Annotated in this window: 16 protein-coding genes; 9 read left to right on the top strand and 7 right to left on the bottom strand. The window is 63.5% G+C overall.

Features of this window, described 5'->3' with window-relative positions; genetic code table 11:
- Positions 1-28 precede the first annotated feature (28 nt).
- Positions 29-1,075, top strand: a complete 1,047-nt coding sequence (locus AC1RL5_RS18115; protein WP_011058640.1) for a GlxA family transcriptional regulator — start codon at positions 29-31, stop codon at positions 1,073-1,075.
- A 14-nt stretch (positions 1,076-1,089) separates the two neighbouring features.
- Here AC1RL5_RS18115 and AC1RL5_RS18110 read toward each other — a convergent pair whose 3' ends face one another.
- A complete protein-coding gene (locus tag AC1RL5_RS18110) occupies positions 1,090-2,685 on the bottom strand; it encodes a DHA2 family efflux MFS transporter permease subunit (RefSeq protein ID WP_492589483.1) in 1,596 nt (531 codons plus the stop codon).
- A gap of 77 nt (positions 2,686-2,762) precedes the next feature.
- Between AC1RL5_RS18110 and AC1RL5_RS18105 the strand changes: the two genes are divergently transcribed.
- Positions 2,763-3,950, top strand: coding sequence for an HlyD family secretion protein (locus tag AC1RL5_RS18105; protein WP_072452145.1), 1,188 nt, complete (start codon positions 2,763-2,765; stop codon positions 3,948-3,950).
- A 95-nt stretch (positions 3,951-4,045) separates the two neighbouring features.
- Here the strand turns inward: AC1RL5_RS18105 and mgrA are convergent, their stop codons facing one another.
- From mgrA to AC1RL5_RS18090, 3 genes are all read right to left on the bottom strand, one after another.
- Positions 4,046-5,083 (bottom strand): L-glyceraldehyde 3-phosphate reductase, encoded by a 1,038-nt coding sequence (gene mgrA, locus AC1RL5_RS18100; protein ID WP_019094917.1) that lies wholly within the window; start codon positions 5,081-5,083, stop codon positions 4,046-4,048.
- A 149-nt stretch (positions 5,084-5,232) separates the two neighbouring features.
- Positions 5,233-6,561, bottom strand: coding sequence for an LLM class flavin-dependent oxidoreductase (locus AC1RL5_RS18095; protein WP_492589481.1), 1,329 nt, complete (start codon positions 6,559-6,561; stop codon positions 5,233-5,235).
- A 143-nt stretch (positions 6,562-6,704) separates the two neighbouring features.
- Entirely contained in the window at positions 6,705-8,963 is a 2,259-nt protein-coding gene (locus tag AC1RL5_RS18090) for a TonB-dependent receptor (RefSeq protein ID WP_492589480.1), read from the bottom strand.
- Between the two features lie 205 nt (positions 8,964-9,168).
- Here AC1RL5_RS18090 and AC1RL5_RS18085 point away from each other — a divergent pair, with 205 nt between their 5' ends.
- A complete protein-coding gene (locus AC1RL5_RS18085; protein WP_492589479.1) occupies positions 9,169-10,215 on the top strand; it encodes a LacI family DNA-binding transcriptional regulator in 1,047 nt (348 codons plus the stop codon).
- Positions 10,216-10,360: 145 nt separating this feature from the next.
- Here the strand turns inward: AC1RL5_RS18085 and AC1RL5_RS18080 are convergent, their stop codons facing one another.
- Positions 10,361-11,251, bottom strand: coding sequence for a LysR family transcriptional regulator (locus tag AC1RL5_RS18080; RefSeq protein WP_011058633.1), 891 nt, complete (start codon positions 11,249-11,251; stop codon positions 10,361-10,363).
- Positions 11,252-11,384: 133 nt separating this feature from the next.
- Here AC1RL5_RS18080 and AC1RL5_RS18075 point away from each other — a divergent pair, with 133 nt between their 5' ends.
- Both AC1RL5_RS18075 and AC1RL5_RS18070 read left to right on the top strand, forming a co-directional pair.
- Positions 11,385-12,125 carry an SDR family oxidoreductase gene (locus tag AC1RL5_RS18075; protein WP_019094920.1) on the top strand — a complete coding sequence of 247 codons (741 nt, stop codon included), beginning with the start codon at positions 11,385-11,387 and terminating at the stop codon, positions 12,123-12,125.
- A gap of 52 nt (positions 12,126-12,177) precedes the next feature.
- The gene (locus tag AC1RL5_RS18070; protein ID WP_015633747.1) at positions 12,178-12,435 is read left to right on the top strand and encodes a hypothetical protein; all 258 of its coding nucleotides are present in this window, start codon (positions 12,178-12,180) and stop codon (positions 12,433-12,435) included.
- A gap of 9 nt (positions 12,436-12,444) precedes the next feature.
- Here the strand turns inward: AC1RL5_RS18070 and betT are convergent, their stop codons facing one another.
- Together betT and epsC are read right to left on the bottom strand one after the other, a co-directional pair.
- Complete coding sequence (gene betT / locus AC1RL5_RS18065; RefSeq protein WP_161466434.1) at positions 12,445-14,406, bottom strand: choline transporter BetT; 1,962 nt, start codon at positions 14,404-14,406, stop codon at positions 12,445-12,447.
- Positions 14,407-14,792: 386 nt separating this feature from the next.
- Entirely contained in the window at positions 14,793-15,719 is a 927-nt protein-coding gene (gene epsC / locus AC1RL5_RS18060) for a serine O-acetyltransferase EpsC (protein ID WP_011058630.1), read from the bottom strand.
- Between the two features lie 189 nt (positions 15,720-15,908).
- Between epsC and AC1RL5_RS18055 the strand changes: the two genes are divergently transcribed.
- The 4 genes from AC1RL5_RS18055 to tcyN all read left to right on the top strand — a co-directional run bounded on the left by AC1RL5_RS18055 (position 15,909) and on the right by tcyN (position 19,406).
- On the top strand, positions 15,909-16,904 hold the full coding sequence (locus AC1RL5_RS18055) for a D-cysteine desulfhydrase (RefSeq protein WP_072452149.1): 996 nt from the start codon (positions 15,909-15,911) through the stop codon (positions 16,902-16,904).
- 273 nt (positions 16,905-17,177) lie between these two features.
- On the top strand, positions 17,178-17,975 hold the full coding sequence (gene tcyJ / locus AC1RL5_RS18050; protein WP_011058628.1) for a cystine ABC transporter substrate-binding protein: 798 nt from the start codon (positions 17,178-17,180) through the stop codon (positions 17,973-17,975).
- Entirely contained in the window at positions 17,975-18,640 is a 666-nt protein-coding gene (gene tcyL, locus AC1RL5_RS18045; RefSeq protein ID WP_492589478.1) for a cystine ABC transporter permease, read from the top strand. Before tcyJ ends, tcyL begins: the two co-directional genes overlap by 1 nt.
- Positions 18,641-18,644: 4 nt before the next feature.
- Positions 18,645-19,406, top strand: a complete 762-nt coding sequence (gene tcyN, locus AC1RL5_RS18040) for an L-cystine ABC transporter ATP-binding protein TcyN (RefSeq protein ID WP_093407270.1) — start codon at positions 18,645-18,647, stop codon at positions 19,404-19,406.
- Positions 19,407-19,698 lie beyond the last annotated feature (292 nt).

Below are 19,698 nucleotides of genomic sequence, written 5' to 3'. Positions count from 1 at the left end.
AATGGACACTTACAGGGAGAAAATGGACATGGATGTGCTCACGCTTATTGCGCTGGAAGGTGCCATGGGATCGAGTGTCGCGATCACCCTGGATGTGCTGCGAACAGCTAACCAGGTCGCCGAAGTCATGGGCCGGCCAACCATCACCTGGAAGATTATCGGCAGCAGCGAATCGGTTCGCATGCGCAACGGCATGCGTCTGGATGCCCAGCCACTGGACAAGGTCCAGGCCATCGAAGGCAGCATGCTGGTGATCCCGGGACTGGGGCTGGAGAACACCCAGGAGCTGGATTTCTTTGGCTGTCGCCGGGAAAAAAGGCTGCCTGGGCTCAGCCTGTCCAGCGAACTGATCACCCGGCTCGGGCACGCCGATATCCGCAAGCTCAGCCAGCTGGTGCATGACCATCACCGCCGCGGGCAACAGACGGCGGCGTCCTGTTCAGCAGTTTTCGTCCTGGGTGAGGCGGGGGTTCTGGAGGGGCATACGGTCACCACTCATTGGCAACTGTATGAAACTTTCAAAGAGCGTTATCCCGAAGCGATACTCGACACAAAACGCATGCTTATTCATGACGGAAATATGATTACAGCAGGCGCAGGCATGTCGCAAATGGATCTAATGCTCTACATATTGCGTAATAAGATGGGCAATCAGATTGCTGAATTGACCATGCGTTATCTGTTGATAGATGGTCGACCGGCGCAATATCACTACATGGCCCTGTCCAACTTGCAAACGGAAAACCGTGAAGTTTTGTTAATGGAGAAGTTCATCGAGGATTGCCTGCCCAACGTTCCGCCACTGAGCACCATTGCCGAACATTTGCGTATAACCGAGAAGACCTTATCCCGCAGAATTCGTAGCGCCACGGGAAAGCCGCCCATGGCCTTCATTCAGAAAGTTCGCCTGCAACATGTTCAAAGCCTATTGGAAACCACCAATATGAGCATTGAAGAAGTTGCCTTCAAAGTAGGCTATGCCGATTCCACCGCTCTACGCCGCCTGATGTGGAAAAACATGGGCTGCACCCCCAGCCAGTTGCGCAAGACCCGCTCCGGGCCGCCGATCATCTAGGCCCCGGCTGCTTATCACTTCTCCTCCTCGGCTGCGCCTGGCGCGGCCGGGGGCACCTTGCACAACGGCACCAGCAACAACGCCACCACGAACATCATCGCCATCAGGCGGAACACATCGCCAAAGGCCAGGGTCAGCGCTTCACGCCCCACCAGGCGGCCGAGAATGCCCTGAGCCATCAGGAAAGCGTGGCTGGCATCCGGTGTATCGGCGGCAATCTTCAGCGCCAGTTGGCCCATGAGTTCCTGGGCGGCGACAGCCTTGCTCCCCAGCGACTCGGACAGGCGCAGGACCTGAGTCCGGGCATCGTCCTGCAGCCAGGTGTTGACCGTAGCAATACCAATGGCGCCGCCCAGGTTGCGCATCAGGTTGAACAGCCCGGAGGCCTGGCGCAGTTCAACCCCCTGGAACGAGCTCAAGGCCATGTTCACGCTCGGCACGATGCACAGCATCAGGAACAGCCCACGCGCCACCTGCGGCACCAGCAACTCATCGAACCCCCAGTTGGAGGTGACCCGGGAAGTCAGCCACAGGCTCAGCGCCAGGCCGAGGAAGCCCACCGAGATGATCAGGCGCCGATCAACTTTTTCCGAGGCCCGGGCTGCAATAATCGTACTGACCAACTGCCCGATGCCCACGACAAAAACCGTGGTGCCGATTTCCAGGCTATCGAAGCCACGCACCCGGCCAAGAAACACCGGCACCAGGTAGGTCGACGAATAAAGGCCAAAACCGATCACCAGGTTCAACAGGCAGGCAATGGAAAAGGTGCGGTCGCGAAACGGCACCAGGGACACGATCGGGTTGTTCGAATACAACGAGCGCTCGATAAACAAACCAAAGGACACAAGGGACACCCAGGCCGCGATGACGATCCCGGTATCGCTGAACCAGTCCTTGCGCGGCCCCTCCTCCAGCACGTATTCAAAACACCCCAGGGCCAGCGCCATGGCGACGAAATGCAGCCAGTCGATACGCCGCAGCATGGACAGGTCCGGGCGATCCACATCGATCAGCAACGCCGCGCCGATGCAGATCACCAGCCCCGGCAGCACGTTGATGAAGAAGATCCAGCGCCAGTCCAGGTAGAAGGTCACCAGGCCGCCCACCGTGGGGCCCAGGGTCGGTGCCAGCACCGCGGTCATGCCAAGGATTGCCGGGACCATCGCCCGCTGCTTGCCTTCGAACAACACGAACCCCACGGCGAATACCGTGGGCACCATCGCCCCGCCGGCAAAGCCTTGCAGGGCCCGCAGCACGATCATCGACTCGATGTTCCAGGCCATGCCGCAACCCACGCTGAACAGGGTAAAGAACGCCGCGCTGGCAGCGAACAGCCAGCGGGTGGAAATCGCCTGGGCGAGAAACGCCGAGAAGGGAATCATGATCAGTTCGGCAATCAGATAGGCGGTCTGCACCCAGCTCACTTCATCAGGGCCGGCACTGAGCCCGGCCTGCACGTCGTTGAGCGAGGCCGCCACGATCTGGATGTCGATCAGTGCCATGAACATGCCGAAAGCCATGATCGTGAAGACCAGAAACTTGCGCTTGGTGGACTGTTGGCCGGGCTGGGCACCCGCTTCGGAGAGGTCAGTTACGCTTGTCGTCACGGTAGGTACTTCCCTGTAGTATTGCGACCGACATGTGAATATTATGATCGTAATTCAAAACAGCATGGAGCTTCAACATGGAGCAGAGCACCCAGACTCAGAACGCCATCCTGCAAGCCGCCCAAGAGTCCGAGAAGCCGCGCAAGCGTTCCAAGCGCCCGCTGATCGCCGGCGCTATCGCCCTGACATTGGTAGCAGTCGGGGTTGGCTGGGTGCTGATGGCGCCGTCGACACAGGCCACGGACGATGCCTACATCGCCGCCGATGCGACCTCCGTCGCGCCGCGGGTCCATGGCCTGGTGACAGAGGTGCTGGTCAAGGATCACCAGAACGTCACCGCCGGGCAGCCCCTGGTGCGCATCAACAGCGAAGAGTTCGACAGCCGGGTATCCCTGGCCGAAGGCGATCTGGCGGACAACCAGGCCCAGGTCGCCCTGGCCGAGGCCGCGCTGACCATCCAGGACGCCGAGCAGCGCCTGGCCAGTGCCCGCGTGCAGGCGGCGCGCACCTCGATCCGCACCAACCAGGCCGAATCCAAGCGTGCCGGTGCGGAGCGCAATCGCTTCGATACCCTGGTCACCACCGGCGCCGTGGCGCGCAATGAAGTGGAGAAATACAGCACCCAGGCCATCTCCGCCGAACAAGGCCTGGCCTATGCCCAGGCCATGTTGCAAGTGGCGGAGAACGACCTTGCGGTCACCACCGCGCAACGGCAACGCCTGCAAGCGCAATTGCAGATGGCCAAGGCCAAGGTGGTAACCGCCAAGGCGCGGCTGGAACTGGCCCAGCAGGACCTGCGCCACACCACCATCTATGCACCGATGGACGGCACCGTTGGCAATCGGCAGATTCAGGTCGGCGATTACGTGCAACCGGGTTCGCGCCTGCTGACCCTGGTGCCGCTGCATGACCTCTATGTCCTGGCCAACTTCAAGGAGACCCAGACCCAGCACATGTACCCGGGGCAATCGACGCAGATCAAGATCGATGCCCTGCCGGGCGTCAGCATCACCGGCACCGTGGAAAGCCTGGCTCCGGGTTCAGGCTCGACCTTTGCCCTGCTGCCCTTCGAACCGGGCACCGGCAACTTCACCAAGATCGTCCAGCGGGTGCCGGTGCGCATTCGCTTCGACGCCAACCAGTCCGGCCTCGAACGCCTGCGGCCGGGCCTGTCGGTGACCGCCAAGGTCGACCTCGATGCCCCCCAGGACCGCACCGTGGCCGGCAATCCGTCTTCCTTGAAAGTCAGCAGCACGACCAGGTAACGACGCCTGCCGCCCCGCTCCAGGCGGCAAAGCCAACAGCCCCCGGCAGATCGCTCTGCCGGGGGCTGTTTTATCGGTGCAGGGGCAGACTTACCTCACTCTGCCGTCGAAGGTTTTTCCCACAGGTTGATGCGCCCTTCTTTGGCGAAATGATCGATTTCAGCCAGTTCCTCGACACTGAAGCTCAAGTTCTGCAACGCCCCGACGTTCTCGATGATCTGCTCCGGCCGGCTGGCGCCGATCAGCGCCGAGGTCACCCGCGGGTCGCGCAGGGTCCAGGCCAGGGCCAGTTGCGCCAGGCTCTGGCCGCGGTTCTTGGCGATCTCATTGAGCGCGCGGACATGGGCGATATTGGCCTCCGACAAGTGCGAAGCCTGCAACGAGCCGCCCCCCGGACGATTGACCCGCGCATCCTCGGGAATGCCATTGAGGTACTTGTCGGTAAGCAGGCCCTGGGCCAGCGGCGTAAAGGCGATGACCCCGGCGCCGAGTTCCTCGGTGGTGTCCAGCAGGTCCTTCTCGACCCAGCGGTTGAGCATGTTGTAGGCCGGTTGATGGATCAGCAGCGGCACCTTCCACTCCTTGAGCAACGCGGCGATTTCCCGAGTCTTGGCCCCCGAATAGGAAGAAATACCGATATACAGCGCCTTGCCCTGCTGCACGGCGGTGGCCAGGGCGCTGGCGGTTTCCTCCAGCGGCGTATCCGGGTCGAAGCGGTGGGAATAGAAGATATCCACATAGTCCAGGCCCAGGCGCTGCAGGCTCTGGTCGAGGCTGGCCAGCACGTACTTGCGCGAACCGCCGCCCTGGCCGTAAGGCCCGGGCCACATGTCCCAACCGGCCTTGCTGGAGATGATCAATTCATCGCGATAGGCCTTGAAGTCTTCCCGCAGCAGGCGGCCGAAGTTGATTTCGGCGCTGCCGTAGGGCGGGCCGTAGTTGTTGGCCAGGTCGAAGTGGTTGATCCCCAGGTCGAAGGCGGTGCGCAGCAAGGCACGCTGGGTGTCGATCGGCGTACTGTCGCCAAAGTTGTGCCACAGCCCCAGGGACAGCGCCGGCAGTACCAGGCCACTGCGGCCGACACGGCGATAGGGGATGGAGTCGTAGCGGTTTTCAGCAGCTATGTAAGTCATCGAATCCTCTCTGAGTCAGGTCTTTCCAAAACGACTAACGTCGATCAAAGCGCCCCACGGTAGGAGCCGGCTTGCCGGCCAAAGGCCCGCAAGCCTTGGCCACCACGAGCGCTTTCGCTGGCAAGCCGGCCCCTGCGCCAGCCGCGTTGTCACACAAACTGATTTTTCGGTCGCGCCAACCCCAGGTTTTCCCGCAGGGTTCGGCCCTCGTATTCAGTTCTGAACAGCCCGCGCCGCTGCAGTTCCGGAATCACCCCGCCGGCAAAGTCCCGTAGCCCACCAGGGAGATGCGGCACCAGCACATTGAAACCATCGGCCGCGCCCTCCTCGAACCAGGCTTGCAGTTCGTCGGCTATCTGCCCGGGCGTACCGATCAGGCTGTAGTGCCCACGGCCACCGGCAATCCTGCGCCCCAGCTGGGCCAGGGTCAGGTTGTCCTTGCCGGCCAGCTCGGTGAGCAATTGCTGGCGGCTCTGCTGGCCGCTCTCGGTCAGTGGCAGCGCCGGCAACGGTGCATCCAGCGGGTAGCCGGACAAGTCGAAGTTGCCCAGCATCCTCCCCAACAGGGCCACGCCCACCTCGGGCTCCACCAGGTCCTGGAAGGCTTCGAACTTTTCCCGGGCCTGACTTTCGCTGTCCCCCACCACCACGAATACCCCAGGCATGATTTTCAGGGATTGCGTACTACGATCGTACTGCTTCAGGCGTCCTTTCAGGTCGGCATAGAAGGCCTGCGCGGCGGCCATGGAAGGCTGGGCGGTGAATACCACTTCGGCGGTCTGGGCCGCCAGCTCACGACCGCTCTCGGAAGAACCGGCCTGGACGATCACCGGGTATCCCTGGGGTGGGCGCGCCACATTCAGTGGCCCTTTGACCTGGAAGAATTCACCGCGATAGTCCAGTAAATGCTGCTTGTCTGGGTCGAAATACTCGCCACTGGCCTTGTCGCGGACAAAGGCGTCGTCCTCCCAGCTGTCCCAGAGCCCGGTGACCACCCGATGGAACTCCCGGGCCCTGCGATAACGTTCCGCGTGCCCAAAATGTTCCTCCCGACCGAAATTCCGCGCTTCGGCGGCATTGTCGGAAGTCACCAGGTTCCACCCCGCCCGACCACCTGAAAGATGGTCCAGCGACGCGAATTTACGTGCTACGTGGTACGGTACGTTATAGCTCGTAGTGCTAGTGGCAATTAGCCCTATCCGCTCGGTCACGGCCGCCAGGGCCGCCAGTAACGTCAAGGGTTCGAAGTAATCGGAGCGGGCCATGCGGCTGGCGATGGGGCCGGTAGGGGCTGCCAGGCTGTCGGCGACGAACAGTGCATCGAAGCGCGCGGCTTCGGCGATCTGCGCCAGTTCTTTATAGACGGCAAAATCCAGCCCTGCCTGGGCCGGAACATCCGGATGACGCCAGGCGGCAACGTGGTGACCGGTGGCCATGAGAAAGGCGCCGAGCTTGAGCTGGCGAGTGGAACGGGACATGGATCACTCCTTGTTTCATGCTGCAAAAAGGGCACCGCCAAAGCCCGCTGTAGGAGCTGGCTTGCCAGCGAAAGCGCCCTCGGGACATGCTCCCAGCTCGCCGACCCATTCGCCGGCAAGCCGGCTCCTACAACGGCAGGGCATCAGAAATCCTTGCGCAACTGCACGCCGAAATAACGTTCGTCATCCCGGGGCACGGCGCGGTAGATGTAGTTGCCGCCACTGGCCAGCAGGGGCGAATAGGACTTGTCGGCAAGGTTCTTGCCCAGCAATGCCACGCGCCAGCCATCGTTGTAGTCGGCCAGGGCAATGCTGGCGTTCCAGATGCCGTAGGCGCCCTGCCGGGTGTCGAGGTTCTGGCTGATGTCGTACTGCACTTCGCTTTGCCAGCTGTAGTCAGTGCCCAACTCGATATCCAGGCCGTTATCCAGGGGAATGCTGTAGTCGGCGCGCACGTAGCTTTTCCAGTCCGGGCTGAAAGGCAACGGCTTGCCGTTGACATTGCACGAAGCCGCCGCGCCCGCCGGGCAAGCGAATTCGTCGATGCGCGCCCGGGTGTAGGCCAGGGCCCCGGAGAACTTCAGTTGCTGGGTGGCCTGCAGGGCGTAATCCAGTTCCACGCCCTCGCTGCTGACGCTCCCGGCATTGATCAGGCGGGTCACTACCTGCCCGGCCACGGTGTCGAAGAAGTTGGCCTGGTAGTTGTCGTATTCGCTGTGGAACACCGCGAGGTTGGTGGTCAGCCGGTTGTTCCAGCTGCTGGCCTTGATCCCCACCTCCCAGGTGTTGGAGGTTTCGGGTTTCAGTGCTTGGGTGTCCCGCGGCTGCATGTTGAAGAACACGTTGTAGGCCGGGCCCTTGTAGCCCCGGGAATAGGTCAGGTAGCTGGTGACCGTGGCGCTGAGGTCATATTGCAGGCCCAGGCGCCCGGACCAGCCATCCTCGTCCACCGAGCCGGAACTCTGGGTGCCCGGCTGGATACCGCTGACCGTGGTCGCCGAAGTCGAGACCCGGCGGTGATCGTACTTCAGGTCATCGTGGGTCCAGCGCAGGCCGGCGATGCCACGAAAGTCCTCGGTGAAATTCAGGGTGCTCTCGCCAAATACCGCGTAGCTGTCGTTGGTGGTGCTGTAGTCGGCAATGCCCCGGTTGGCGCCGGTGGTCGTGGTCAGGGTGCGCTGGTAGGTTTCTTCATCCTTGCCGTGCATGTAGAACAGGCCGCCGACGTACTCCAGGAACCGCCCCTTGGGCGATGCCAGGCGCAGCTCCTGCGAGTACTGGTTGTAGTCCAGGTCCCCCTTGTCGGCGGTCCCGGGGAACGCCGCAGTGACCGTGCCAAGACGGTCGCCGTCCTGGTACTGGGTATTGCTCCAGCCGCGCCAGGCGGTGATCGAGGTCAGGGTGTAGTCGCCCAGGCTCCAGTCCAGCTGGCCGGAAAGGCCCTTGTTGATATCGTCCACATGGGTACGGGTGTCGGTGTTGATGTCCCGGTTGTCGCTGCTGGCGCGCACGGGGTTCAGGGCATTGGCGAAGGCGGGTGTCAGGGCCTTGCTCACCACCCCGTTGGGGGCGTCATCATGGGATTGCATGTAGTCCGCCGCGAAGGTCAACTTGAGGTCCTCGCTGGGGGTGAACTCCAGCTTGCCGCGCACGCCCTTGCGGTTGTAGCCGTTGACCTCCTGGCCGTTGTGGCGGTTATCCACATTGCCGTCGTAACCGCCGAACAAGGTGGTGAACGAGCCCTTGAGGGTGTCGGGAATCAGGCTGCCGCCAATGCCGAAACGGGTGCGGCTTTCATTGCCGCTGTAGTAGGCCTGGTCGATGTAGCCATGAGTCTCGGCCGTAGGCGCCTTGGTGATGACATTCAGCACCCCGGCCGAGGCGTTCTTGCCGAACAGGGTGCCCTGGGGCCCGCGCAGGACTTCGATCCGTTCCAGATCCAGCAGGTCCAGGGTGGCCTGGCCGGGGCGGCCGTAGACCACGCCGTCGATCACCGTCGCCACCGTGGGCTCCACCCCCGGTGAGGTAGAAATGGTGCCCACGCCACGGATGAACAGCGAGGTGTCCTTGTTCGAGGCACCCGTGCGGAAGTTCAGCGATGGCACCTGCTGCACGATGCTTGCAACGCCGTTGCGGTTATCCCGCTCCAGCTGCTCGCCCTCCACCACCGAGACCGCCACCGGGACTTTCTGCAGCGATTCCTCGCGGCGGGTGGCGGTGACGGTCACCGACTTCAGGGTCGGTTCCTGATCCTGTGCGCTGGCGCCGCTGCCAGCGGCATAAGCCGCCGGCAGCGGCAAGGCGGCCAGCCCCGCCAGCAACCAGCCCAGATGGGGTCGCAATGGCGTGGCACCACGGATCGACTGCGTGAGACTGTGCTGTTCCCCAAGAAAGTTCTGCATGCTGCACCTGCTGAAAAATGCCCCGAACCGCTGCCGATCTGTGCCGGCAGCGCCTGAAAACTGTCTTGGGCATTCGCTCGAGCGAGTAGCAGACATGGCGCTTTGTTAGCGCTAACATCGCCAGTATCGACAGGCTCCTGATAGAGCGTCCAATACTGAAAAATTACTTTTATATGCCTTTTTGTTCAGCCAAAGGAATGCGCTCATGAGCTCTGACCAAGCGCCTGGCCGCAAGCGCCGCGGCGCCGGCCGCGTAACCCTGAACACCGTGGCGCGCCAGGCCGAGGTGTCGGCGATCACCGTTTCGCGCTATTTCAACCAGCCCGATAGTGTTTCCCCCGAGCGCCGTGAACGCATCGCCGCGGTGGTCGCCGAACTCGGCTATGTACCGAACCTGGTGGCCGGCGGGCTGGCCTCGGCCCGCGGGCGGATTGTCGCCATGGTCATCCCGAACATTTCCGGGCCGATTTTCGCCCAGACCATCCAGGGTTTCAGCGACACCCTCAGCCGCCATGGCTACCAACTGCTGCTGGCTTCCAGCTACTTCGACGCAAGGCAGGAGGAGAGCGCGGTAAGGGCCTTTCTCGGCTGGTCGCCGGCAGCCCTGGTACTGACCAGCCACTTCCATAGCCCGGGCACGGAAAAGATGCTCGCCGACACCGAGATCCCGGTGATCGAAACCTGGGACTACCAGCCCCAGCGCCAACCGCTGCAGATCGGCTTTTCGCACTTTCAGGTAGGGGTCACGGCCGCTCGCCACCTGCACGCCAAAGGCTACCGGCGCATCGCCTTCGTGCAGAACAGCGCCCCGGGAGACTTCAGTGCCCTGGAGCGGCGCGCCGGCTATCTGGCAACGCTGGCCGAGTTGGGGCTGGCGCCCCGGGTGTTTGCCCCGGATGCCGACCGCGCGCCCTTCGAGGCCGGCAAACAGGCCATGGAAGCGCTGATGGGCAGCCCGGAACGCCCCGACGCGATCATCTTCGCCAACGACAACCTGGCGGCCGGCGGCCTGCTGGCGGGGCAACGAGCCGGGCTGAAGATCCCCGAGGAATGTGCGGTGCTGGGTTTTGGCGACTACCCCTTTGCGCAGATGCTGCTGCCCAGCCTGAGCACCATCCAGCCACCGGCGCTTCAGATCGGCGTACTGGCCGCGACCCGGGTGCTGGAGAGCCTGGGAGTGCTGCCAGTGGAAGGCACGGTGCAACGCCTGAACCTGCTGCAATGCCGGCTGATCGAGCGCGAAAGCAGTTGAGCCCACCGCCCCTCAGGCAGAGAGCTCGCGCAGCGCCCCATACGCCACCGGCGTAGTCGGGGTTGTCCAGGTGATCCAATGGGTTGATCAATACGCTGGCGGCCCATAGCCCCACCCTGCAGGAGACGGCGTGCCAGCGGGGGCGTCAATGCGCCTCGGTAAACACCTGCGCCAGCCAGTCGACAAACACCCGCACCCGCGGCGACATGTGCCGGCTATGGGGGTAGACCACCGACACCGGCATTGCCGGGGGCGGCGTGTGACAGAGAATCTCGCGCATCGATCCCTGCTCGATCTGCCGCGCCACGTGATAACGCGGACACTGGATGATCCCCAGCCCCGCCAGGGCCGAGGCGCCGTAGATCTGCGCACCGAACACCGACAAGGCGCCATCGATGGCCACTTCGCGCACCTGCCCCTCGACCAGGAACTCGAAGGGGAACGAGCGGGTGGCGGTACGCGAAACGTAGTTCACCGCCCGATGCGCGCCGAGTTCGTCCAGGCTCTGCGGTTCGCCGTATCGCGCCAGGTAGGCGGGGCTGGCGCAGGTCACCTGCTGCAGGTTCGCCACCCGCCGGGCAATCAGCGAGGAGCCTTCCAGGTTGCCGGCACGCAGCACGCAGTCCACGCCCTCGGCGACCAGGTCGACAAAGTGGTCGGCCTCGCTGATGGCCAGTTCGATCTGTGGATAACGTTGCATGAACTCCCCCAGCCGCGGGATCACGAAGTGCTTGGCCAGGGTGCCGTGCATGTCCACCCGCAAGCGCCCATGGGGCTCCACAGTGCGAAACGCCAGTTCAGCCTCTTCCAGCTCCGCCAGCAGTTGCACGCAACGGGGGTAATAGGCCTGGCCATCCAGAGTCGGGCGTACCCGGCGGGTGCTGCGCTCCAGCAGCCGGGTACCGAGCCAGGCCTCGAACTGGTTGAGGGTGTGGGTCAGGGTCGCCCGGGGCAGGTTCAGGTCATCGGCGGCTAGAGTGAAGCTGCTGCGTTCGTAGATCCTTACGAACACTTTCATCCCTTTGACTTGGTCCACAGGTGGCTCCAGAAGCTCGATTGTTGGCGAATATTGAACAGTCAAGGCAACTCTGGCGCATTTATCCAGCACGGTAAATCCGTGAACCTGTTGCCCAGACAAGCCGTTCAACCTCCGAGAAGGACTGACCCCCATGACCGCTCAAGCCGCAAAAGTCGCCATTGTCACTGGAGCCTCCCGAGGCATAGGCGCAGTGATCGCCCGCCAGTTGGCCAAGGAGGGTTACGCCGTGGCGATCAACTACGCCAGCAGCAGCGAGGAAGCTTCCCGGCTGGTGGTGGAATTGCGCCAGGCCGGGCACCGGGCCATAGCGGTCAAGGCCGACGTGGCCAGCGCCAGCGATGTGCGCCGGCTGTTCGAAGAGACCGAGACCCAACTGGGCAAGGTCGATGTGCTGATCAACAACGCCGGCATCCTCAAGGTGCTGCCCCTGGCCGAGCACAGCGACGAGCTCTACGAGCAGACCTTCGCCATCAACACTCGCGGTACCTTCAACACCCTGCGCGAAGCCGCCGGGCGCCTGAATGACGGCGGCCGTATCGTCAATTTCTCCAGCAGCACCGTCGGCCTCAACCTGCCGGGCTACGCGGTGTACATCGCCAGCAAGGCGGCGGTGGAATCCCTGACCCAGGTGTTTGCCAAGGAGCTGCGCGGGCGCCAGATCACGGTCAATGCCGTGGCGCCGGGGCCGGTGGCCACCGAACTGTTCCTCAAGGACAAGACTGCCGAGCAGGTGGCCAGCTTCGCCAGGATGCCACCCCTGGAACGCCTGGGGCAGCCGGAGGATATCGCCAGCATCATCAGCTTCCTGGCGAGCCCGGCGGCGGCCTGGGTCAACGGGCAGATCCTGCGGGCCAATGGCGGGCTGGTTTGACGCCTATGCTCGATACATGCGCCGGCACACCGGCTCCCGGGGAGTACCCATCATGCACACCACCATCATCATCACCTTTGGCCTGATCCTGCTGGCACTGGTGCTGTTTATCGGCGAGCGGCTGGGTTTCAGCCGCCAGACCCTGGGCTATGGCTTCTCGGGGCTGTGGCTGGCGTTGACGGTCATCAACGGTGCGGTGGGCATGGTCACCGCCCACCAGCCCCTGCGTTCGGAGCTGGCGGTCGGCAGCCTGGTGTTTGCCGTGCCGGTGCTGGCCCTGGTGTTCTACCTGTTGCTCACCAAGGCCTGAGCGAACGGCTCAGCGCACCAGATGCAGGAACTGCATATGGCGTTCGTACTGGTCGAGGATGTCGTTGATGATCTGTTCCTTGGTGTAGCCCATCAGGTCGTAATCCTGACTGCCCTCGGCCAGATGCACCTCGGCCCGGTAGTAACGGCGGTTGCGCAGCTCTTTGGGCCCCATGCCGCCACGGGCGAAGGACGGGGTGAAGTAACCGCGCATCTGCACCTGGTAGATGAACGGGTGCTGGTCGCCATGGCCGATTTCCAGGCTCACGCTGTCGTTGGCCGGGTCGGGCTGGGTCACCACGTTCAAGCCCTTCTCGACGAACACCGCGGTCACCTCTTCGATGGCCGGGCGCACTGTCTGGTCGAGGAAGCGATACACCTCATCCCGTGACGGGAAATGCACCGCCTGGCTCAGGCGCTGGCGCCAGCCACCCTTGCCCCGCCGCGAAGGCGCAACCGGCGCCAGGGAATGCAACTGGGCGATGCGCCGCTGGGACTCCAGGTAGAACGCCTTGTGCAGCCCCCACATCATCAACAGCAGGATCAGCGAGAACGGCAGCGAGGTCAGCACCACCGCCGACTTCAGCGAGTCGATGCTGCCGGCGAACAACAGCGCGCTGGTAACCAGCGCCGTCATCGCGCCCCAGAACACCCGCAGCCATTTCGGCCCGTCCTCATCGGCGTTGCCGCCCTTGGCCGACAGGGTCGAGAGCACCACGGTGCCGGAATCCGCCGAGGTGACGAAGAACACGAAGCTGATGAACACCGTGACCGCAATCACGGTCTTGCTCCAGGGGTAGGTTTCCAGCAGCAGGTAGAGGGTCATCGACGGGTTGTCGATAGCCGACATGCCCAGGGCGCTCATACCGTGGTTGAGCACCTGGTCGATGGCGCTGTTACCGAAGATCGACATCCACGCCAGGGTAAAGCCCAGGGGAATCAGCAGTACGCCGAACACGAACTCGCGGATGGTCCGGCCCCGGGAAATCCGCGCGATGAACAGGCCCACGAACGGCGACCATGCAATCCACCAGGCCCAGTAGAACACCGTCCAGCCGCCCAGCCAGTCGCTGGGCTTGTTGTAGGCGTAGACGTCGAAGCTCTTGGTGGGCAAGGCGCCCAGGTAGTCGCCCAGGTTCTGGATCAGGGTGTTGAGCAGGTGCTGGGTGGGCCCGGCGAACAGCACGAACAGCAGCAGCGCCACCGCCAGCAGCATGTTGATGTCGGACATCACCCGCACGCCCTTGTCGACCCCGGACACCGCGACAATGATCGCCGCGCCCATCATCAGGGTGATCAGGCCAACCTGGATCCACTGGGTGTGGGCGATGCCGAACAGGTAGTCGAGGCCGGAGTTCAGGTGCAGTACGCCAAAGCCCATGTCGGCGCCCAGGCCGAACACCGTGGCGATGATGCCGAAGCCATCCACCGCGTAGCCGATAGGGCCGTTGATGCGCTTGCCGATCAGCGGGTACAGCGCCGAACGCAGGGCCAGCGGCAGGTTGTGCCGATAGGCGAAGTACGCCAGGGCCATGCCGACGAAGGCGAACACGCCCCACCCGTGCAGGCCCCAGTGCAGGAACAGCAGCTGCATGCCCTGGCGCGCCGCCTCGGCGGTGCCGGCCTCGCCCTGGGGCGGTTGCAGCATGTGGGTCAGGGGCTCGGAAACGCAGAAGAAGAACAGCGTGATGCTGATCCCGGCGGCGAACAGCATGCCGGCCCAGGACAGGTAACTGAACTCGGGTTCGTCGTGGTCGGCACCGAGCTTGATCTTGCCGTAGCCGGACAAGGCGGTGACCACCACGAAGACCAGGTACAGGGTCATCGCCAGCATGTAGTACCAGCCGACCGTATTGGCCGCCCAGTTTTGCGCCGCCAGCAGCCAGGCGCCGGCCTGTTCCGGCATGGAAATGACCACCACGCCGAAGATCAGGATAAAGCTCGCGGCGAAGTAGAACACCGGAGGGTTCATGCGAATCAGAGCATTCGCGGAGGTGGATGGTGCACTCATGAACGGTGCACCTCGAAGGGATGAAACATGGCTGAAATAGACGGACTCAGCAAAGGCAAGCCTCCTGTTGTGAGCGGGCAGCGAACCACCGGTTTAACTTGAACAAGCGTTCAAGTTAAACATGGATAGGGGGCTCAGGACTAATCGCAGGGCTCAGCGGTACCTTTTGTACGCTAGCTCAGGGAAGGGTATGACGTATGGCGGACGCAATCGTTCAGCAGAAAAAGCCCCTTGCCGGGCCGGCCTCTCTCCCGTAGGAGCCAGCTTGCCGGCGAAGAGGCCCGCAAGCCCTGCATCGCCCTCAGGGACGCCTTCGCTGGCAAGCCAGCGCCTACACAAGCCAGCGCCTACTTCTGCGAGCCATCGTCGTGCTGCAGGTTGGCCTGGGTCAGGTTGCAGCCGGCCGGCACGCTGCGGGTCAGCCAGACGTTGCCGCCAATGGTCGAGCCCTTGCCGATGGTGATGCGCCCCAGGATGGTCGCGCCGGCGTAGATCACCACATCGTCCTCGACGATCGGGTGGCGCGGGTGGCCCTTCTGCAACTGGCCGTCCTCGTCCGCCGGGAAGCGCTTGGCGCCCAGGGTCACCGCCTGATAGATGCGCACCCGCTCGCCGATGATCGCGGTCTCGCCGATCACCACGCCGGTACCGTGGTCGATGAAGAAGCTGCGACCGATCTGCGCACCCGGGTGGATGTCGATGCCGGTGGCCGAGTGGGCGATTTCCGAGCTGATCCGCGCCAGCAGCGGCAGGCCGGCGCGATACAGATGGTGCGCCAGGCGGTGGTGGATCACCGCCAGGATGCCGGGGTAGCACAGCAGCACCTCATCCACGCTGCGGGCCGCAGGGTCGCCGTGATAGGCCGCCAGCACATCGGTGTCCAGCAGCACCCGCAGGCCGGGCAGGGCCAGGGCGAAATCCTGGATCAGGCGGATCGCCCGGGCGTTGACTTCGGCATCGGCCTCGCCGCTCTGCCGGGCCACATAGCGCAGCTCCAGGCGCGCCTGGGCCAGCAAGGCGTTGAGCGCCGCGTCCAGGGTGTGGCCCACGTAGAAATCCTCGCTCTCTTCGCGCAGGTCCACCGGCCCCAGGCGCATGGGAAACAGGGCACCGCACAGGGCCTCGAGGATTTCCGCCATGGCCGCCCGCGACGGCAGCTCACGCCCGCCCTGCTCGCCGCTGACCCGACCGTTGCGGGTACGCCACTGGTCACGGGCATCACGCAGTTGGCCAACGATGGTCTGCAATTGCCAATGGCTGGAACGCTCGCTCACGATAAGACTCCTTACTCGGGCGGCCGGACAATCGGGCCGCGCAAACGGCGATCACTTTACGCCCGGCGACGGCGGCGCTTAAGAACTAATTGTCTGGCTCCAAGCACTTTTTCGCATAAGCGATTGGCGGTTGCCCGGGCAAAAAGGGCTGCCTATAGTCCTTGCACCTTCCCTGTTCCGTGCGGCCCCATGATCAAACAACAGCTCGCCCGCTTTAATCGTCTCGACCTGCTCAGGTCTACCACCGCCCTGGAAAAACTCGAACGCCTGTCGGCCTGGATCGGTCGCGATGTCTACGTCAAGCGTGACGACAGCACACCCCTGGCCATGGGCGGCAACAAGCTGCGCAAGCTCGAATACCTGGCCGCCGATGCCCTGGCCCAGGGCGCCGACACCCTGATCACCGCCGGTGCCATCCAGTCCAACCATGTGCGCCAGACCGCAGCCCTGGCTGCCAAGTTGGGGCTGGGCTGCGTGGCCCTGCTGGAAAACCCCACCGGCACCCAAGACCCCAACTACCTGGGCAATGGCAACCGCCTGCTGCTGGACCTGTTCGACACCAAGGTGGAGCTGGTGGAAAACCTCGACCAGGCCGACGAGCAACTGCACGCCCTGGCCGCGCGCCTGCGCAGCAACGGCAAGAAACCCTATCTGGTGCCCATCGGCGGCTCCAACGCCCTGGGGGCCCTGGGCTACGTGCGCGCCGGCCTGGAGCTGGCGCAGCAGATCGAAGACAGCGGCCTGGAGTTTGCCGCCGTGGTCCTGGCCTCCGGCAGCGCCGGCACCCACAGCGGCCTGGCCCTGGCCTTGAGCGAAGTGCTGCCGCAACTGCCGGTGATCGGGGTCACCGTGTCGCGCAGCGAAGAAGACCAGCGGCCCAAGGTCCAGGGCCTGGCCGAGCGTACCGCCGAGTTGCTGGGAGTGAAGCTGCCCGACGCTTTCAACGTGCAGTTGTGGGACGAGTACTTCGCCCCGCGCTACGGTGAACCCAATGCCGGGACGCTGGCGGCGGTCAAGCTGCTGGCCAGCCAGGAAGGCCTGTTGCTGGACCCGGTATACACCGGCAAGGCCATGGCCGGTCTGCTGGACGGGGTCGGCCGCCAGCGCTTCGACGATGGCCCGCTGATTTTCCTGCACACCGGCGGCGCCCCGGCCCTGTTCGCCTACGCCGGCGCCTTCTCGTAGCAGCGCAAGCCTTGCATCGCCCTCGACGCCGCCTTCGCTGGCAAGCCAGCTCCTGCGGAAGGATGGTGCGAGGAGAACCAAACAAAAAGGAATAACAAAGTAAATTTATATTATTTTTAAACCTATAAATGCCGTCTTATAGTCGCGCCGCAGGCCCAATTGCCACGAGACGCGCCACGCGCATTTAAGGCAGGATAAAGCACAGTTCGCGCCTCACCGATTGACCTGCAACTCCACCCGCATCGTGCATAAGAAAACACACAGGGGCTTGTCATGAATTTTTCCGTACTGCGTCGCAATCTGCTGATTGGCACACTGGGCCTGGCCTTGGGTGCCGGACTGATGGGGCAAGCGGTTGCCGGCGAGCAACTGCAGAAAATCAAGGATGCCGGAGTCATCAACGTCGGCCTGGAAGGCACCTACCCACCGTTCAGCTATGTGGACGAAAACGGCAAGCTGACCGGCTTCGAGGTGGAATTCTCCGAAGCCCTGGCGAACAAGCTCGGGGTCAAGGTCAAGCTGCAGCCGACCAAGTGGGACGGCATTCTCGCCGCCCTGGAGTCCAAGCGCCTGGACGCCGTGGTGAACCAGGTGACCATCTCTGAAGAGCGCAAGAAAAAGTACGATTTCTCCATCCCCTATACCGTCTCCGGCATCCAGGCCCTGACCCAGAAGAAGGACGAAGGCAAGTTCAAGACCGCCGCCGACCTGGGTGGGCACAAGGTCGGCGTGGGCCTGGGCACCAACTACGAGCAGTGGCTCAAGGACAACGTGCCCACCGCCATCATCAAGACCTACGACGACGATCCGACCAAGTACCAGGACCTGCGCGTAGGCCGTATCGAAGCCATCCTGGTGGACCGCCTGGCGGCCTTCGAGCTGATCAAGAAAACCAAGGACACCCTGGTGGTATCCGGCGAACCCTTCTCCCGCCAGGAAGCCGGCGTGGCCCTGCGCAAGGGCGAACCTGAGCTGCTGGCGGCGGTGAACAAGGCCATCGAGGAACTGCGGGCGGACGGCACGTTGAAAAAACTCTCGGAAAAATACTTCAACGCTGACGTCACCCAATAATGGAAGCAGGCCTGCAACTGGCGCTGGAATCAGCGCCATTTCTTCTCAAAGGCGCGTACCACACGGTCATCCTCAGCCTCGGCGGCATGTTCTTCGGGCTGCTGCTGGGCTTTGGCCTGGCCTTGATGCGCCTGTCGCGCCTGGCCCTGGTGAGCTGGATCGCCCGCATCTACGTGTCGTTCTTTCGCGGCACGCCGCTCTTGGTGCAGCTCTTCGTGATCTATTACGGCCTGCCGCAACTGGGGCTGGAACTGGACCCGCTGCCCGCGGCACTGATCGGTTTCTCCCTGAACATGGCGGCCTATGCCTGTGAAATCCTCAGGGCTGCCATCGGCTCCATCGAACGTGGCCAATGGGAAGCCGCCGCCAGCATCGGCATGACCCGCGCGCAGACCCTGCGCCGGGCGATCCTGCCCCAAGCCATGCGCACGGCCCTGCCGCCGCTGGGCAACAGCTTCATTTCCCTGGTCAAGGACACGGCCCTGGCCGCCACCATCCAGGTGCCTGAACTGTTCCGCCAGGCGCAGCTGATCACCGCCCGCACCTTCGAAATCTTCACCATGTATCTTGCCGCCGCCCTGATCTACTGGATTCTCGCCAGCGTGCTCGCGCACCTGCAGAACCGGCTTGAAGAGCGGGTCAATCGGCACGACCAGGAGTCCTGAAGCCATGATCGTGGTGGAAAAACTGACCAAGCAGTTCAAGGGCCAGACGGTGCTCAATGGCATCGACCTGGAGGTCAAGGAAGGCGAAGTGGTCGCCATCATCGGCCCCAGCGGCTCGGGCAAGACCACCTTCCTGCGCTGCCTGAATTTTCTCGAAGAACCCACTAGCGGCCGCATCCGCATCGGTGACATCAGCATCGACAGCACCATCCCCCTGAGCCATCAGCAGGGCCGGATCCGCCAGTTGCGCCAGCAAGTGGGCTTCGTGTTCCAGAACTTCAACCTGTTCCCCCACCGCACCGCCCTGGAGAACGTCATCGAAGGCCCGCTGGTAGTGAAGAAGACCCCGCGGGAGCAAGCCGTCGCCCTGGGTCGCGCGCTGCTGGCCAAGGTCGGGCTGGCAGGCAAGGAAGATGCCTACCCCAGGCGCCTGTCCGGCGGCCAGCAACAGCGGGTAGCGATTGCCCGGGCCCTGGCCATGGAACCGCGGGTGATCCTGTTCGACGAACCCACCTCGGCCCTGGACCCGGAGCTGGTGGGCGAAGTACTGGCCACCATCCGCAGCCTGGCCGAAGAGAAACGCACCATGGTCATCGTCACCCACGAGATGGGCTTTGCCCGGGACGTGGCCAACCGGGTGATCTTCTTCGACAAGGGGGTGATCGTCGAACAGGGCGAAGCCAAGGCGCTGTTCGCCAACCCCCAGCACGAACGCACCCGACAGTTTCTCAGCAAGTTCCTCGGCGCAAGCCACGCCCCCTTGTAGGAGCCGGCTTGCCGGCGAAAGGGCCCTCAAGCCTTGCACCACCCTCAAGGACGCCTTCGCTGGCAAGCCAGCTCCTACAGCAGATCACGCCCCCTCCCCCGTAGGAGACGGCTTGCCGGCGAAGAGGCCCTCGAGCCTTGCACCGCCCTCACGGGCGCCTTCGCTGGCAAGCCAGCTCCTACAGCAGATCACGCCCCCTCCCCCGTAGGAGCCGGCTTGCCGGCGAAAGGGCCCTCGAGCCTTGCACCACCCTCGCGGACGCCTTCGCTGGCAAGCCAGCTCCTACAGCAGA

The sequence above is a fragment of the Pseudomonas sp. GW822-FHT06D10 genome (assembly GCF_058799535.1).
Note: the sequence above shows the minus strand (reverse complement) of the source record. Positions and strands in the feature narration are given on the sequence as shown.